The organism is Bradyrhizobium quebecense (assembly GCF_013373795.3).
In the GTDB taxonomy this organism is placed as follows: Bacteria; Pseudomonadota; Alphaproteobacteria; order Rhizobiales; family Xanthobacteraceae; genus Bradyrhizobium; species Bradyrhizobium quebecense.
Map to the genome: position 1 here is coordinate 2,229,893 of NZ_CP088022.1, position 15,972 is coordinate 2,245,864.

Genomic DNA, 15,972 nt, shown 5'->3' on the forward strand with positions numbered 1-15,972 from the left:
GATTGTGAAGGGATTGCAACACGAAATCTGCGCCTTAGCAAGCGCGCTGGTTTTGCGTGACGCAACTTCAGCCTGTGCCGGCTGAACTCCGGCCCGGCGCGTTCGGCCACTGGCCGACGGTCGAAGGCGCCGGAACTTCGCGTGCACCAAGCGAATGGCGTGCGCTAGCCCCGATCCACCCGCACCACGCGGCCCTTGTCGATCGCGAGTGCGAGCTGGCCGTGCTTGAGCTTGAGCGCCGCCTCGCCGAACAGTTCACGCCGCCAGCCGTGCAGGGCGCCGACCTCGGCCTCATCGCTGGCCGCGATCTGTTCGAGGTCGTCGACGGTGGCGATCACCTTGCTGGCGACGCCGTGGCGCTCGGAGGTCATGCGCAGCAGCACCTTCAACAGCTCGACGGTCGCCGCGCCATTGGAATTGTTTCTCGGTTTTTCCAGCTTGGGGAGCGTGGCCTGATCGCGGGCCAGCCCGCGCTGCACCGCGGCGATGATGTCGGCACCCCATTTCGAGCGCTCGAAACCCTTCGGCAGCGAACGCAGATTGCCGAGCTTGTCCAGCGAGGTCGGCGCATGGGTGGCGATGTCGCCGACCGCATCGTCCTTGAGCACGCGCGAGCGCGGCACGTCGCGGCTCTGCGCCTCCTGCTCGCGCCAGGCGGCAACCTCGATCAGCACCGCGAGCTCGCGCGGCTTGCGCACGCGGGTCTTGAGCCGCTCCCAGGCGCGCTCGGGATGGAAGTCGTAGGTCTTCGGCGAGGTCAGGATCTCCATCTCCTCGCTGACCCAGTCGCTGCGGTCGCGCTTCCTCAAGTCGGCATCGAGCGCCGCGAACACCTCGCGCAGATGGGTGACGTCGGAGACGGCGTAATGCAGTTGCTCCTCGGTCAGCGGGCGGCGCGACCAGTCGGTGAAGCGATGGGTCTTGTCGGGGCGGTGACCGGTGACGCGATCGACGAGCTGGTCATAGGCGATGCTGTCGCCATAGCCGAGCACCATGGCCGCGACCTGGGTATCGAAGATTGGATGCGGGATCGTGCCGGAGAGGTGCCAGACGATTTCGATGTCCTGCCGCGCGGCATGAAACACCTTCAGCACGGCCTCGTTCGACATCAGATCGAAGAACGGCTTGAGGTCGATGCCGGGCGCCAGCGCGTCGACCACGACGGCTTCATCCGCGCTCGCCATCTGCACGACGCAGAGCAGCGGATAGTAGGTCGTCTCCCGCAGGAACTCGGTGTCGACGGTTATGACCTTGTGTTTGGCGAGCCGGTCGCAGGCGGCGGCGAGGTCGGGGGTCGTGCTAATCAGATCCATGAACAGTCCATGACGGCTTGACACCACGCGTTCTGCCGAAAGGGCAGCTATGTCAAGGGTCTTGCAGGGATTTTGGCCCTGCGCGGGGTGAGGGACAGGGCGTTTTTGAATTGATTGGGCGCGATTCGCGGGCGTTTTCGGCCCGTTTGCACCACGAATCCATCCGTCGTCCTGGCGAAAGCCAGGACCCATAGCCACCGGGTTCGTTGGTCGGGGGATCGCGGCCCCGGCCTCGTGCGGCCATGGGCGGCATTGGGGGTAATGGGTCCTGGCTTTCGCCAGGACGACACCGAATGTGTGACGCGGCCTGCATCCCGATCGTCGTCCCTGCGAAAGCAAGGGACCCATAACCACAGGGTCGTGTTGTTGAAGAGGGCTGTGGCCCCAGCGTCGCGCGCAATGCTGAAGCGTTGTGCCGGCTATTCCGGCCGAGACACACGGGGGCGATCTCGACGAGCTTTGTCTCCGCCTGGCTGCAGCCCTGTATCCTCGTCAGGCCCTCGAGAAGGCGACGATGGCGATGCGGGGCGCCTATGGCCGGCTTCGCTATCGCGATCAGGCAACGACCCAGACCTCGCCGGATGTGGACCGCTGGTTCGCGCAGACCATCCCGAACAGCGCCGAGGCTGTGTTCTGCGCAGGATGGGCAAGCAATCGTTGGTCGCAGCGCTTAGTAGCGGCGCCAGCAATCAGTGCGGAGTGAACTGGTCGAGATCGTGGATGCCCATCTGCTGCTCCAGTTGAGCGACGCGGGCCGCCATCTTCTCGAAGCCGTCCTCGCCGAACAGCTCGTGCTCCTTCTTCTCGAAGTCCTCACCCATCGCGTCGTACTCGTGCGGCGAGACCACATCCTTCAGTTTCGGGAAGAGATCAGTGTCCTCCCGCGCCGCATGCGGCCGGTACATCGTGATGAAGGATTGCATGGAGCCGATCAGCTGCCGGCGATCGTCGGCATTGCTCCGACCTGACGGCGCGAGCCGCAGGATCGTCTCCGTGACCTTGCGGCCGGCTGCGTGCTGGCGCAGCAAAGTGTCGACCAATTCCGTCATCTTCCCGGCCTTCTTGAAGCGCGGGAAGACATGCTCCTCCTCCGATTTCTCGTGATAGTTGTTGATGAAATCGCGAATGATCCTGGCCGACTGGGTGACCAATGCGGGGTTGAAGTCTTCGTTCGACGATAGCTTTCGGATCGCCGCTTCGTAGAGCAGGAGAACGCGATCGAGTACGCCGTGCTCGCGCATCAAGTCTTCGGGCGGAGTGACATCCTCTTCCTTTTTCCCCGCAGCCTTCAGCTTGTCGTGGCTCTCTCTCCTTTCGGCGAAGGCCGGCCTGACGAGAACGGCGGGCGCCGCAACGGTCGCCAGCGCTCCTCCGAGCAGAAGCAGGCAACGCTTGCTTGGCATAACGACTTCCATGATGGAACTCCGGCTGCAGAGGCGCGCACTGTCCGGTAATCGTCGGAGCCCGTCAACGCCAGGCTTTTTCGTTCCTCTGTTCGTAGTCCTTGAATGCCTTCTCAAGGCCGCCAAGAACCTCCGCAGATGTTTCAAACATCGCCTTTAACTGCGGTTCATCCACTTTCTCAATGTCTTCGCGCAGGTGGGCGCGGATGTCCTTCAGCGCCTTCTGCATCTTCTGCGTATGATGACGCGGGTCTCGATCTGTCGCACTTGCCATGTCGAGCCTCCTTGCTCCGGGTAGAACTCTGCCGGACTGTGACAGACTCCGGTGAGATGGCGATCAACGATCGGCTGATAGCGACGTTCCAACCAATCGGCCCGGATCAACCGTCCGTGAGCAGGGCATTGCCGGGGCGGCCGAGGCGCGACGGCCATCCGTACCGCGAAGCCAGCATCGTGAGCTTGTCCCGGACGAGGTAATGCGCGGGACTTTCGAGGAAGCGCCAGACGAACCATGCCAGCACAACCGTGCCCGATACAACAAGCGCGGTCGAAAGCGCGTCCGGTGCTGGCGTGATCAGGAGCAGAAGCACGTAACCGAGTTGCAGGTGCAGCAGATAGAGCGGATAGGTGATGCCGCCGACAGCCCTGACGAGGCCGGCCGGCAGCGGCACGGACTTGATGCGGGTGGCAGCGAACACGATGCCGAGCGAGACGATGCAGATCAACGTGACGACACGGGGATCGAAGTCGCCGTGGGTGTGGACGCCGAGCCGCTCCAGCTTGTGCACGGCCTGGAACGTCGCGGTGCCCATCGCCAGCGTCAGCAGGCTGTAGAGCCGCATGTCGCGCCGTCCCCGGTAATGTTCGTAGATCAGCAACCCGACAGCGAAGAAGCCGCTGTCGTCGGCCATGAACAGCTTCTCGAACAGCGGAACGTCCAGCGTCAGCTCGTTGGCGAAGGTGATGGCGATCCACGCCAGGATGATGGTGTCGATCTTTCGCGGAAAAATACCCCAGGCCAGAAACAGCGCGACCCAGACGTAGAACACCACCTCGATCACCAGCGACCAGTAGGCATCGTCCATGTAGGGCTGACCGAGCATCGGCGCCGCGATGAGCAGGTTTGCCAGCCATTGCCCCCACGTCACGTGGAAATACGCCTGGCCCAGCAGCAGCGTGGTGAGGAAGGTCAGCGTCATGCAGATGACGAAGGTCGGATAGATCCGGCTGAAGCGGGCGATCGCGAAACCGACCGGCGTGCGGCCTTCGGCCGAATAGGCAATGACGAAGCCAGAGATCGCGAAGAACACGGGGACGCCGAGGAAGCCGTACTGGGCGACCGGGGCGAGGTACGGCATCGCCACCTTCTGCGCGCCGTGCGATGCGGTGCCCCAGAAGCCGTAATGGTACAGAATCACGGCTCCGACCGCGGCGAGCCGCAGCAGGTCCAGCACGGGAACCCGGGTCGGATCCGGTTGTTTGGGTAGGCTCGGCATACGCGCCCAATCATGGCGGCGAGGCATGAAGGCGTTCTTAATCCGGCCGGCCGAACGCCTGGGCGGCTGTTCACGATTGCAGGAGGCCCGTGGCGATGCCGGCAGCCGCGCTGAGGACGACCACCACGAGCGGTGGGGCGCGCCATGCCGTGAGCAGGACGAAGCCGGCCAGCGCGATGCCGAAATCGAGCGGACGCTGCACGCTGCTGGTCCAGACCGGATCGTAGAGCGCGGCACCGAGGATGCCGACCACGGCGGCGTTGACGCCGCGCATCATCGCTTGCGCCGCCGGCCGCTTGCGGAAGCTATCCCAGAACGGCAGTGCCGCGAGCAGGATGAGAATGCCCGGAATGAAGATGCCGAGGAGGCCTGTGACCGCGCCCGGTACGCCGCCGATCACGGCGCCGAGATAGGCGGCGAAGGTGAACAGCGGGCCCGGCACGGCCTGCGCGGCGCCGTAGCCGGTCAGGAACGCGTCGTCGCCGATCCAGCCCGGCGTCACCACCGCTTCGCGCAGCAGCGGCAGCACGACATGGCCGCCGCCGAACACCAGCGCGCCGGAGCGGTAGAAGGCTTCGAACAGGCCGAGGCCGGGCCATGCGCGGGCGAGGAGCGGCAGTCCGGCCAGCAGCGCAAGGAACAGGATCAGCGCTGCCACGCCAACGCGGCGCGACACCGGCATCGCGATGTGGGTGACGCCGTTGGCCGGTTGCGCCGCCCGGCAGAACCACAGCCCGGCGATAGCGCCGAGAACGATAGCGCCGATCTGCGCGATCGACGAGGAGCTCGTGAGGATGACGAGTGCCGCGACCGTCGCGATCGATGCGCGCTCGCGGTCCGGACAAAGCGAGCGCGCCATGCCCCAGACCGCCTGGGCTACGATCGCCACCGCGACCAGCTTGAGGCCGTGCACCAGGCCCGCGCCGGCCGGGCCGGTCAAACCGCCGGCGCCGAAGGCAAACAGCACCAGCGCGATCGCCGACGGCAGCGTGAAGCCGGTCCAGGCCGCCAGCGCGCCCAGATAGCCTGCGCGCATCAGGCCGAGCGAAAAGCCGACCTGGCTGCTGGCAGGGCCTGGCAGGAATTGGCAGAGCGCGACCAGGTCCGCATAGGCCTGCTCGTCAAGCCAGCGCCTGCGGGTCACGAACTCGTCGCGGAAATAACCGATATGCGCGATCGGGCCGCCGAAGCAGGTTACGCCGAGCTTGAGGAAAATGAACAGCACCTCGAGCGGCGAGTGTGCTGAACCCGCGGTGGATGTGTTGGAGTGCTGGACGTCGGTGTCGTTCAAGCGTCGTCAATCCCTGAGTTGCGTCCCATGTCAGGACTCATCCGGGCAAGCATATCGTCATTCGATGACGCCTCGGCGCGATATTTCTCGCGACGACCATCAGCCGATCCAACCGGGCAGCCGGAACGGCAGCAAGCCCGAGAATGCCGCCGCCGAGATAGATGCAGGTGCGGACATTGACGCCGGCGGCGAACTCCTCGCCGTTGAGGAAGCCCACGCGCGGCAGCAGGCAAAGGCATGCGGAGACCAGCCCGACCCAGACCGGGCGGATGCCGTGCAGGCTGTCCGTCATCCAGAATGCGAGCGTCGCAAGCAGGATGATCGAGAGCCGCCATTCGGCGGGCAGGGGCGCGAACATAGCACCGTGCAACCCGGCTGCGTGGCCGTGATCGGGCAGGGCTGACGTGTCCGGATGGCGGGACGACCGCGGCGTCGCGCGATGCGGCGTTACGCGAACCGCCGATGGCAGACGGCTTCGATACGGTTGCCGTCGGGGTCGCGCAGAAAAGCGCCGTAGTAGTGGGGATGATATTCGGGACGCAGACCCGGCGTGCCGTCGTCCGATCCTCCTGCCGAAAGCCCGGCACGCCAGAAGGCGTCAACCTGCTCCCGGAGTTGCGCCTTGAAGCACCAATGCCGCCCGTAGGCTGCTTCGGGCACCGGTCCGGGGCGGATCAGCAAATAGGTCAGGTCAGGATGATCGGCGTCGCAGCGCTCGCCGTAGCTGATCCACGTCTCGCCGCTGCTCATCTTGGTGACGGCGAGCGCGGCCATCACGGCGTCGTAGAAGGGCTCGGCAGCGCGTATGTCGGATACGGTGATGGAGACGTGGTCCAACATGAACGATCCCCTGCGTTGAAGGCGACGGCCCGAGCAGGGCGCCTGTCGACCAGATACCGATCCGCGCGCCGCATCGGGCGCGTCACTCGTAGCGCATATTCTTCGACGGCCGCCGTGCCGCAGGCATTGCCAGCACGACGAGACACAGCGCGATCATCGCCAGTCCCATGAATTCGAATGCAAATGCGTCCACGGGCCATTCTCCCCCATCAGAAACAGTTAGACTTGTTGGGGGAGCGTTGACGCGCTGTTAAGCCTTATGGTTACCGCCGCGAGCCTCCCGGCATGGTGGAGGGTGAGTTAACGCTTACGACGGGCGTCGCGGCACAATGCGTTTGCGCTACGCCACGAGCTTCGGCAGCGCGGCTGCAAGCGCGTCCACTACAAGCCGGACTTTCAGCGGCAGTCGCGGCGTCGGCAGCCACAGCGCGTGGCAATCATAGAGAAGTTCCCCTTTATTGCCGAGAACGCAGACCAGCGTGCCGCGCTCGAGGCGTTCGCGCACCAGCCAGGAGGGCAGCCATGCGAGCCCCATGCCGCGTGCCGCGGCGTCGGCGATGGCCTCGAGATCGTCGAGCCTGAGCCGCCGCCCGGCCCGGCCACACCTCGCGCGGCGGCTGGCCGTCGCGCGGGAACAGCCATGGGCGCGCGCGTCCCAGGCGGCGATAGACGATCGCCTGATGCTGGATGCTTGGCCGCGTCATTGCGAGCGGAGCGAAGCAATCCATCGGGCCGCATGCGCGGATGGGTGGATTGCTTCGTCGCTTCGCTCCTCGCAATGACGAAGGTGGTCACGTCCCGCAGAACGTCTGCGTCACCATCTGCTCGGGCAGCGGAGGATCGGCGTAGGCTGCGAATTGCGGCTGATCCTCGAACGGCTTGGCCAGCACCGTCAGCAGCTCCTCGAACGGCGCGTAGTCGTCGCTGTTGACGGCTGCCTGGATCACCGCCTCGATCCGATGGTTGCGTGGGATGAAGGCCGGATTGATGGCCCCCATCGCGATTTTGCGCTCGGCCGCGCTGTGCTGTTCCAGCGCAAGGCGCGCGCGCCAACGGACAGCCCATTCGTCGAATGCTGCCGGATCGGTGAACTGCGCGCGGACGTCGGCGGCGTCGCCGCTCGCTGCCTCGCCGAGATGGCGGAAGGTCAGCGTGAAGTCGGCCGCGTTCCTGGCCATCGCGTCGAGCAGGTCCTGGATCAGGGCCTCGTCGCCGTCGCGTGCGGTGAACAGGCCGACCTTGGCGCGCAGCCCGGCCTGATAGGCCGCAGTGAATTTTTCGGGGAATTCGCCGAGGATGGTCTGTGCTTGCTCGATGGCCTTTTCCTGTTCGCCATCGAACAGCGGCAACAGGCACTCGGCGAGCCGGGTCAGATTCCACAACGCGATGCGCGGCTGGTTGGCATAGGCGTAGCGGCCCATCTCATCGATCGAGGAGAACACCTGCGCCGGATTGTAAGCGTCGAGGAAGGCACAGGGGCCGTAGTCGATGGTCTCGCCCGAGATCGAAGAGTTGTCGGTGTTCATCACGCCGTGGATGAAGCCGACCAGCAGCCAGCGCGCGACGAGGCTTGCCTGCCGCGCGACGACGCCGGCGAGCAGCGCATGATAGGGTCGGGCGGCATCCTTCAACTCGGGATAGTGCCTGGCGATGACATGGTCGGCCAGCGCGCGCACGCCGTCGGTGTCGCCGCGGGCGGCGAAGAACTGGAAGGTGCCGACGCGGATGTGGCTCGCGGCGACGCGGGTCAGCACGGCACCCGGCAGCGCGGTCTCGCGCATCACCGGCTCGCCGGTGACGACCGCGGCGAGCGAACGCGTGGTCGGAATGCCGAGCGCGAACATCGCCTCGCTGACGATGTATTCGCGCAGTACGGGCCCGAGCGCGGCGCGGCCGTCGCCGCGGCGGGAGAACGGGGTCGGGCCAGATCCCTTGAGCTGGATGTCGCGGCGGACGCCGTCTCCGTCGATGACCTCGCCGAGCAGGATGGCGCGGCCGTCGCCGAGCTGGGGAACGAAGTGCCCGAACTGGTGGCCGGCATAGGCCATCGCGATCGGGTCGGCGCCGTCAGGCAGGCGCTTGCCGGCGAGGATTTCGGCGCCCTCCGGTGTCGACAACAGGTCCGGATCCAGCCCGAGCTGGACCGCGAGCGGCCGGTTCAGCTTGATCAGCCGGGGGGCGGCCACCGGGGTCGGCGCGACGCGGGCGAAAAAGTTCGCCGGCAGCGCCGAATAGGAGTTCTGGAACGGGAAATGGATGGTCATATCGGGAAGATAGGCCTGCGGGCGGAATAGGCAAACGATCGGCGTTCACTTGGCGCCGGATCGGCGTAAAATCTGCGGTTTCGGGGCAAAACCGGCCGTTCCCTTGGTTGCCGCACCCGGCCTCGTCGGGTAAACCCTCCGCAACTTCGGACAGGGGATTTTGGCCCTGTCGCGATTCGACCCTCCGACATCAGTTTTGGAACGAATATGCATCGCTACCGGTCACACACATGCGGCGCGCTCCGAGAGAGCGATATCGACCAGGCGGCCCGGCTGTCAGGCTGGGTCCACCGTGTCCGAGACCATGGCGGCGTGCTGTTCGTCGATTTGCGCGACCATTACGGCATCACCCAGTGCGTGGCCGATCCGGACTCGCCGGCGTTCGCAGAGGTCGAGAAGTTCCGCTCGGAGTGGGTGGTGCGGATCGACGGCAAGGTGCGCCGCCGTCCCGCCGGCACCGACAATCCCGAACTGCCGACCGGCCTGATCGAAATCTACATCAAGGAGATCGAGGTGCTTGGCCCGGCGGCCGAGCTGCCGCTGCCGGTGTTCGGCGAGCAGGAATATCCTGAAGACATCAGGCTGAAGTACCGCTTCCTCGACCTGCGTCGCGAGAAGCTGCACCAGAACATCATGACCCGCGGCGCGGTGGTCGATTCCATGCGCAAGCGGATGAAGGAGCAGGGCTTCTTCGAATTCCAGACCCCGATCCTGACGGCGTCGTCGCCGGAAGGCGCGCGCGACTTCCTTGTGCCCTCGCGCATCCATCCCGGCAAGTTCTACGCGCTGCCGCAGGCGCCGCAGCAGTACAAGCAGCTCTTGATGATGTCGGGCTTCGACCGCTACTTCCAGATCGCGCCGTGCTTCCGCGACGAGGACCCGCGCGCCGACCGCCTGCCGGGCGAGTTCTACCAGCTCGACGTCGAGATGAGTTTTGTGACTCAGGACGACGTGTTCGCGGCGATGGAGCCGGTCATCACCGGTGTGTTCGAGGACTTTGCCAAGGGCAAGCCGGTGACCAAGAACTGGCCGCGGATTCCGTTTGCGGAAGCCGTGCGCAAATACGGCTCTGACAAACCCGACTTGCGCAACAAGATCGTGATGCAGGAAGTCTCCGAGCACTTCCGCGGCTCCGGCTTCAAGGTGTTCGCGCGGATGCTGGAAGATCCGAAGAACCAGGTCTGGGCCATTCCGGGCACCGGCGGCGGCTCGCGCGCCTTCTGCGACCGCATGAACTCGTGGGCGCAGGGCGAGGGACAGCCGGGCCTCGGCTACATCATGTGGCGCGAGGGCGGCGAGGGTGCCGGTCCGCTTGCGAACAACATCGGCCCCGAACGGACCGCTGCGATTCGCGACCAGCTCGGCCTGAAGGAGGGCGATGCCGCCTTCTTCGTCGCCGGCGATCCCGAGAAGTTCTGGAAGTTCGCAGGTCTCGCGCGCACCAAGCTCGGCGAGGAATTGAACCTGATCGACAAGGACCGGTTCGAGCTCGCCTGGATCGTCGACTTCCCGATGTACGAGTATGACGAGGAGAACAAGAAGGTCGACTTCTCGCACAACCCGTTCTCGATGCCGCAGGGCGGTCTCGACGCGCTGAAGTCGCAGGACCCGCTTGTTATCAAGGCGTTCCAGTACGACATTGCCTGCAATGGCTACGAGATCGCCTCCGGCGGCATCCGCAACCACAAGCCGGAAGCGATGGTGAAGGCGTTCGAGATCGCGGGCTATGGCGAGCAGGAGGTCGTCGACCGTTTCGGCGGCATGTACCGTGCGTTCCAGTACGGCGCCCCGCCGCATGGCGGCATGGCGGCCGGTCTCGACCGCATTGTGATGCTGCTTTGCGGCACCAACAATCTGCGCGAGATCTCGCTGTTCCCGATGAACCAGCAGGCCATGGACCTGTTGATGGGCGCGCCGTCGGAAGCCTCGCCGAAGCAGCTTAAGGAGCTGCACATCCGTACCAACCTTCCGGCGAAGGGCTAGCCTTTGAAGTCACCTCGCCCCGCGCTTGCGGGGAGAGGTCGGCGCGAAGCGCCGGGTGAGGGGCTTCTCTCCGTGCAAACTCATCTTTCGAATTTGCGGATGCAGCCCCTCACCCTGACCCTCTAAGAGCGAGCTTCGCTCGTCTCGGCCCCGTAAGAACGGGGAGAGGAAAAAGAGCAGGTCAGGGCTCGGCGATCACAACCCCGTCGAGGCCTCGATCCGGAATTGCGCCAGTGCCGATTGCGGGTCGGTCTTGAGCAGTTGCATCAGCTGAAGCGCCGGCGCCTTCGCGCGTGGGGTCAGCTTGATGACGAGCGTCTGCCCCGGCGTCTCGATGAACTGGCTGATCGCGGTGATGAGGGCGGCGGCATCAGGATTGCCACCGCCGACCGCTTCGCCCTGCGCCTTGATGCTGCCGAGGACGGCATTGCGCGCCTCGTCGCGGCTGACATTCTGGGTGCGCGCGTATTGGGCGATGGCGAGATCGATGACGCCGAGGTCGTGGACGGCAAGCTCGATCGTGCCGGCCTCGATCTGCGCGACCGCGCCCAGGGATTCCGCGGCGCTGGTCGAGAATGCCTCGCGCGGCACGTTGGCGAGCGAGACCTTCGCCGACGCGTTCAACAGGCCCGCCATGTCGAGCTTGATCGGCTCGAGCGCGAACGAGCGTGACGCCTCGGTCCAGACCGCGCCGAGATCGGCGTCGACGGCCATCCGGTCGATCCCGGCGGCGACGAGTGCTTGTTGCCGCGGATCGGCCGCATCCAGCGGCGCCGCCATCTTCGCGACCAGCCGCAGCTTGCTCGGGATCGTCCCGACGAACTGGCCCCAATCGAGGCTGAGGACGTCGATGTTGACCGGCTTGCCGGTGGCCTTGTAGGGCGACGTGACACCCTTGACCTCGACGCCCTCGATCAGGGGGAACAGCGCCAGCGCCTGTTCAGGTGACGGCTTCTGCCCGGCGAACTGTGCCGATAGCCGGACGGAGCTGGCGACATCGAGCGACTTCAGCGCGAAACGCCCGACCTTGACGGTGCCATTCGGCACACGTGCATCAAGTCCTTCGACCGCAAGCTCGCCGATCTTGCCGTGTTCGAAGTTGAAGCGCATCGAGGCGAGGTTGGTCGGGCCCTGCGGTGTCTCAAGCGAGAGCCCATGCATCTCGGCATTTCCGATGCCGGTGCCCGCATAGATGCCGGCGATTTTTTCGAGCAGTTCGCGCGTCTGGGCCGCAGACGGCGGTGGGCTCCCTGGCGGCGGGATCATCGCCAGCAGCGCCGGCAGTTGCATCCGTGACGGGTTGATCCTGACGTCGTCGATGGTCACGCCGGCGATCCGCAAGCTTATGCCAGGGCTGGCGGTGATGACATAGGGACCGGCCGAAACGTGTCCCTGAATCCGGTACTCCCGGTCGTCGTTGGCCTTGGCGGGATCGAACATCGCCGCCATCGCGCCGACGTCGATATCGATCGCGACGATATTGGCGAGGTCGCCGGTCATCTTTATCGGTGTGCCGGCCGCCTGCTGGTTGACCGTGAACGCAACCTTGTCGGTTTTGCTGGACGCGATTTTTCCGTCCTTCATGTTTTCGATGGTAAGGCCCGAATAAGCGAACTCGCCGCTGGAGCCCTCGCCGGCATGTGCGACAGCGCTGAGGGTCATCGGTCCCGTCAAGGTAGGCGCGCTCACCGATGACGCGCTGATGTGCGCAAGCTGGGCGAATCCAAACCGGTACAGTTCGAAGATCGACGACGAGGCCGGAAGCTGAGGCAGGCCGGCGGGGCCGGAATAGTCCTTCACCGTGACCCGCGGCGCTTTGTAGGTGAGGGAGCCGATCGCGGGTGTCGGTCCGGCCAGACCGACCTCGACATCGTTGAACTCGATACGATCAGCGGAGACGCGTGCCGGTTCCGGCTGGCCGAGGCCCGACGCCGTCAGGCTGGCAATCTTGATGCTGACCGGGGGCTGTGTCGCCGACTCGGTGGCGATGTCCGAAATCGTCAGGGTGCGGCTCTTGGTGTCGAAAGTGATCTTGCCGTGGCTCGCCTTGGCGCCGGCGGCACGGACCTGCTCGAAGGCGGCCTCGACGTCGCGCGTGACCCGGCGCTGGGCATAGAAGTCGAAACCGAAGTAGCCGCCGGCCGCGACGACTGCGACCAGGCCGAGCAGAATTTTCTTCATTCGGTCAACTCCGGATCATCAAGGAAAAAAATTGCCAATCGGCGGTCGGAAGGTGCAGCATCGATGAACGGGCCCGCCCGGGCCTGTTGACGGGGAATCCGATGTTGCATCCAAGCGGCGGGACATGCTTCACATCCGGCTCGATTTGCCGGACAACTGACTTTTGCCTGGATTAGCACAGAAACAAGAAATTTGGGCCGGAAACGCGGGAAGCACGCATGTCGTCATCGTCTGAAGAACTCCATAACGCCGCGCTCGCCTATCACCGGCTGCCGCGGCCGGGCAAGCTCGAGATCCAGGCGATCAAGCCGCTTGCCAACCAGCGCGACCTGGCGCTGGCCTATTCGCCGGGCGTGGCCGCCGCCTGCACCGAGATCGCCAAGAACCCGGCCGAGGCGGCGACGCTGACCGCCCGCGCCAATCTGGTGGCCGTGGTCTCGAACGGCACGGCGGTGCTTGGGCTCGGCAATATCGGCCCGTTGGCCTCCAAGCCCGTCATGGAAGGCAAGGCGGTGCTGTTCAAGAAGTTCGCCGGCATCGACGTGTTCGACATCGAGATCAACGCCAATACGATCGAGCGCGTGGTCGAGACCGTCGCGGCGCTGGAGCCGACCTTCGGCGGCATCAATCTGGAAGACATCCGCGGGCCGGAGTGCTTCGAGATCGAGACGCAGCTCAAGGAGCGCATGAAGATCCCGGTGTTCCACGACGATCAGCATGGCACCGCCATCATCGTCGCGGCCGCGATCGTCAACGGGCTGCTGCTGAACGGCAAGCAACTGTCCGACGTGAAGATCGTCTGCTCGGGCGCGGGCGCTGCCGCGATCGCGACGCTCAATCTCCTGGTCTCGATGGGGGCGCAGCGCAAGAACATCTTCGTCTGCGACATCGACGGTGTGGTCTATGAGGGCCGCAACACCACGATGGACCGCTGGAAGGCGGTCTACACCCAGAAGACCGACGCGCGCGTGCTCGCCGACGTCGTTCCGGGCGCGGACATCTTCATCGGGCTGTCGGCGCCGGGCGTGCTGAAGCCTGAGATGGTCAAGCAGATGGCCGACAAGCCGCTGGTGATGGCGCTTGCCAATCCGGTGCCGGAGATCATGCCGGAAGAGGCGCGCGCGGCGCGTCCCGACGCGATGATCTGCACCGGCCGGTCGGACTATCCGAACCAGGTCAACAATGTGCTGTGCTTCCCCTTCATCTTCCGCGGCGCGCTCGACGTCGGCGCCACCGCGATCAACGAGGCGATGAAGCATGCCGCAGTCGACGCGATCGCACAGCTCGCGCGCGATCCGCCGTCGGATGCGGTGGCCCATGGTTTCGACACCGGCGAGACGCAAGGGTTCGGACCTGGCTCGCTGATCCCGAGCCCGTTCGATCCGCGCCTGATCCTGCGCATCGCACCGGCCGTGGCCAGGGCCGCGATCGAGTCCGGCGTCGCGACCCGGCCGATCACCAATTTCGACGAATACGCCGCCAACCTCGAACGCTTCGCGTTCCGCTCCGGCCTCACCATGAAGCCGGTGTTTGCCAAGGCGAAGACCCAGCCGGTGCGCGTGATCTACGCCGAGGGCGAGGACGAGCGCGTGCTGCGCGCGACACAGGTGGTGCTCGAGGAAAAGCTGGCGCGGCCGATCCTGGTCGGCCGTCCGTCCGTGGTCGAAACCAGGATCAAGCGCTTCGGCCTGTCGATCAAGGCCGGCCGCGATTTCGACCTGGTCAATCCCGAGGACGACCCGCGCTACCGTTCCTACGTGCAGTCCTATATCGACGTCGCCGGCCGTCGCGGCGTGACGCCGGAGGCTGCGCGGACGGTGGTCCGCACCAACAATACCGTGATCGCGGCGCTGGCCGTGGCGCGCGGCGAGGCCGACGCGATGCTGTGCGGCGTCGAGGGCCGCTATATGAGCCATCTGCGCCATGTCCGCGAGATCATCGGCTTCCTGCCGGGGGTCAGCGACTATGCCGCGCTGGCGCTGATGATCACCTCCACCGGCGCCCATTTCCTCGCCGACACCCAGGTGCGGCCGAATCCGAGCGCGGAGGAATTGGCGGAAGTCGCCTCGCTCGCGGCGATCCACGTCCAGCGCTTCGCCTTCAAGCCGAAGGTCGCCTTCGTGTCACATTCCGACTTCGGCAGCTATGATACGGACTCCTCGCGCAAGATGCGGCGGGCCACCCAGCTCTTGAAGGACAAGCATCCGGAGATCGAGGCCGACGGCGAAATGCAGGGCGACACCGCGCTGTCGGCGGTTGCGCGCAAGCTCGTCCTGCCGCAGTCGCGGCTGGAAGGCGAAGCCAACATCCTGATCATGCCGAACCTCGACGCCGCCAACATCGCCTACCAGATGATCAAGTCGCTGGCCAATGCATTGCCGGTGGGGCCGATCCTGATCGGTCCGGCGCGTCCGGCGCACATCCTCACCCCCGGCGTGACGGCGCGCGGCATCCTCAACATGACCGCGGTTGCCGCGGTCGAGGCCCAGGAGCGCGCCGGCCGCGCGCAGCCGACGCTGTTCGGCTGAGCAAGAGCTGTTTTCAGCATGATCTCCGCGCAAACGCATGGCGTTTGTCGCGGGGGAAAACCGCTAGGCACTTTGCGCTAGCGCGGTCCTTCGGGTCCGGATCATGCTCGAGACGGATTCGATTTGATCGAAGCAGGCGGGGCGGCCATACTCGCTCCGCCTGCTTCGTCCGATTTCTGCCATCCAGTGAGGCCGACCCATGCCAGCGTTCATCACCTTCGGGCGCATTCTGTTCGCCGTGCTGTTCCTCTATTCGGGGGCGAGCAAGCTGTTCGGCATCCAGGCGACGGCGGATTTGCTCACGGCCAAGGTGACGATCCCGGCCATCGTCGCGCCCTATACGCAGCAGATCGAAACCTTCGTCGGCATGCCGTTCATGCAACTGCTGGCGATCACGATCGGTGGCTTCGAGATCATCGCGGGCCTGATGATTGCGGTGAACGTGCTGGCAAGGTTCTTCGCGATCCTGCTGATCATCTTCGTGTGCTTCACGACCTTCTATTTCCATGATTTCTGGAATCAGCCGGCGCCCGACAACGCCAAGACCCTGATCGACGCGCTGAAGAACCTGTCGCTGATCGGCGCGCTGTTCATCATCGCCGGTTACGGCCGCGGCCCCCGCCGCGACGACCCGGCGTATGGGGACGTGTAGGCCCCCAAAGCCCCGGTCAAG

12 protein-coding genes and 1 pseudogene are annotated in these 15,972 nt (G+C 65.3%); 3 read left to right on the plus strand and 10 right to left on the minus strand.

All coding sequences use genetic code 11. The annotated features are described in order from the left end of the window. Positions 1–164 precede the first annotated feature (164 nt). From rnd to HU230_RS10455, 9 genes and pseudogenes are all read right to left on the minus strand, one after another. A complete protein-coding gene (gene rnd, locus HU230_RS10415) occupies positions 165–1,313 on the minus strand; it encodes a ribonuclease D (RefSeq protein WP_176531748.1) in 1,149 nt (382 codons plus the stop codon). Between the two features lie 689 nt (positions 1,314–2,002). Next, the gene (locus tag HU230_RS10420) at positions 2,003–2,716 is read right to left on the minus strand and encodes a hemerythrin domain-containing protein (protein WP_224943178.1); all 714 of its coding nucleotides are present in this window, start codon (positions 2,714–2,716) and stop codon (positions 2,003–2,005) included. Between the two features lie 64 nt (positions 2,717–2,780). After that, positions 2,781–2,990 (minus strand): hypothetical protein, encoded by a 210-nt coding sequence (locus HU230_RS10425; RefSeq protein ID WP_176531746.1) that lies wholly within the window; start codon positions 2,988–2,990, stop codon positions 2,781–2,783. Positions 2,991–3,096: 106 nt separating this feature from the next. After that, positions 3,097–4,170: an acyltransferase family protein gene (locus HU230_RS10430; protein WP_176531745.1), complete on the minus strand. Its 1,074-nt coding sequence runs from the start codon at positions 4,168–4,170 to the stop codon at positions 3,097–3,099. Between the two features lie 112 nt (positions 4,171–4,282). Next, positions 4,283–5,503 carry a chromate efflux transporter gene (chrA, locus tag HU230_RS10435; RefSeq protein ID WP_176531744.1) on the minus strand — a complete coding sequence of 407 codons (1,221 nt, stop codon included), beginning with the start codon at positions 5,501–5,503 and terminating at the stop codon, positions 4,283–4,285. Between the two features lie 37 nt (positions 5,504–5,540). Beyond that, complete coding sequence (locus tag HU230_RS10440) at positions 5,541–5,861, minus strand: hypothetical protein (protein WP_210284250.1); 321 nt, start codon at positions 5,859–5,861, stop codon at positions 5,541–5,543. Positions 5,862–5,950: 89 nt separating this feature from the next. After that, positions 5,951–6,343: a VOC family protein gene (locus HU230_RS10445; RefSeq protein WP_176531743.1), complete on the minus strand. Its 393-nt coding sequence runs from the start codon at positions 6,341–6,343 to the stop codon at positions 5,951–5,953. Between the two features lie 340 nt (positions 6,344–6,683). Then, positions 6,684–7,026 (minus strand): annotated as a pseudogene (locus HU230_RS10450) (LysR substrate-binding domain-containing protein); the annotation flags it as partial. Between the two features lie 108 nt (positions 7,027–7,134). Then, entirely contained in the window at positions 7,135–8,607 is a 1,473-nt protein-coding gene (locus tag HU230_RS10455; RefSeq protein ID WP_176531742.1) for a protein adenylyltransferase SelO, read from the minus strand. A gap of 207 nt (positions 8,608–8,814) precedes the next feature. On the opposite strand from HU230_RS10455, the gene aspS reads away from it, so the two are divergent. Continuing rightward, the gene (gene aspS / locus HU230_RS10460) at positions 8,815–10,590 is read left to right on the plus strand and encodes an aspartate--tRNA ligase (protein WP_176531741.1); all 1,776 of its coding nucleotides are present in this window, start codon (positions 8,815–8,817) and stop codon (positions 10,588–10,590) included. Between the two features lie 195 nt (positions 10,591–10,785). Here aspS and HU230_RS10465 read toward each other — a convergent pair whose 3' ends face one another. Then, positions 10,786–12,771: a hypothetical protein gene (locus HU230_RS10465; protein ID WP_176531740.1), complete on the minus strand. Its 1,986-nt coding sequence runs from the start codon at positions 12,769–12,771 to the stop codon at positions 10,786–10,788. Positions 12,772–12,989: 218 nt separating this feature from the next. Between HU230_RS10465 and HU230_RS10470 the strand changes: the two genes are divergently transcribed. Continuing rightward, positions 12,990–15,299, plus strand: a complete 2,310-nt coding sequence (locus HU230_RS10470) for an NADP-dependent malic enzyme (RefSeq protein ID WP_176531739.1) — start codon at positions 12,990–12,992, stop codon at positions 15,297–15,299. Between the two features lie 199 nt (positions 15,300–15,498). After that, positions 15,499–15,951, plus strand: a complete 453-nt coding sequence (locus tag HU230_RS10475) for a DoxX family protein (RefSeq protein ID WP_050401433.1) — start codon at positions 15,499–15,501, stop codon at positions 15,949–15,951. Positions 15,952–15,972 lie beyond the last annotated feature (21 nt).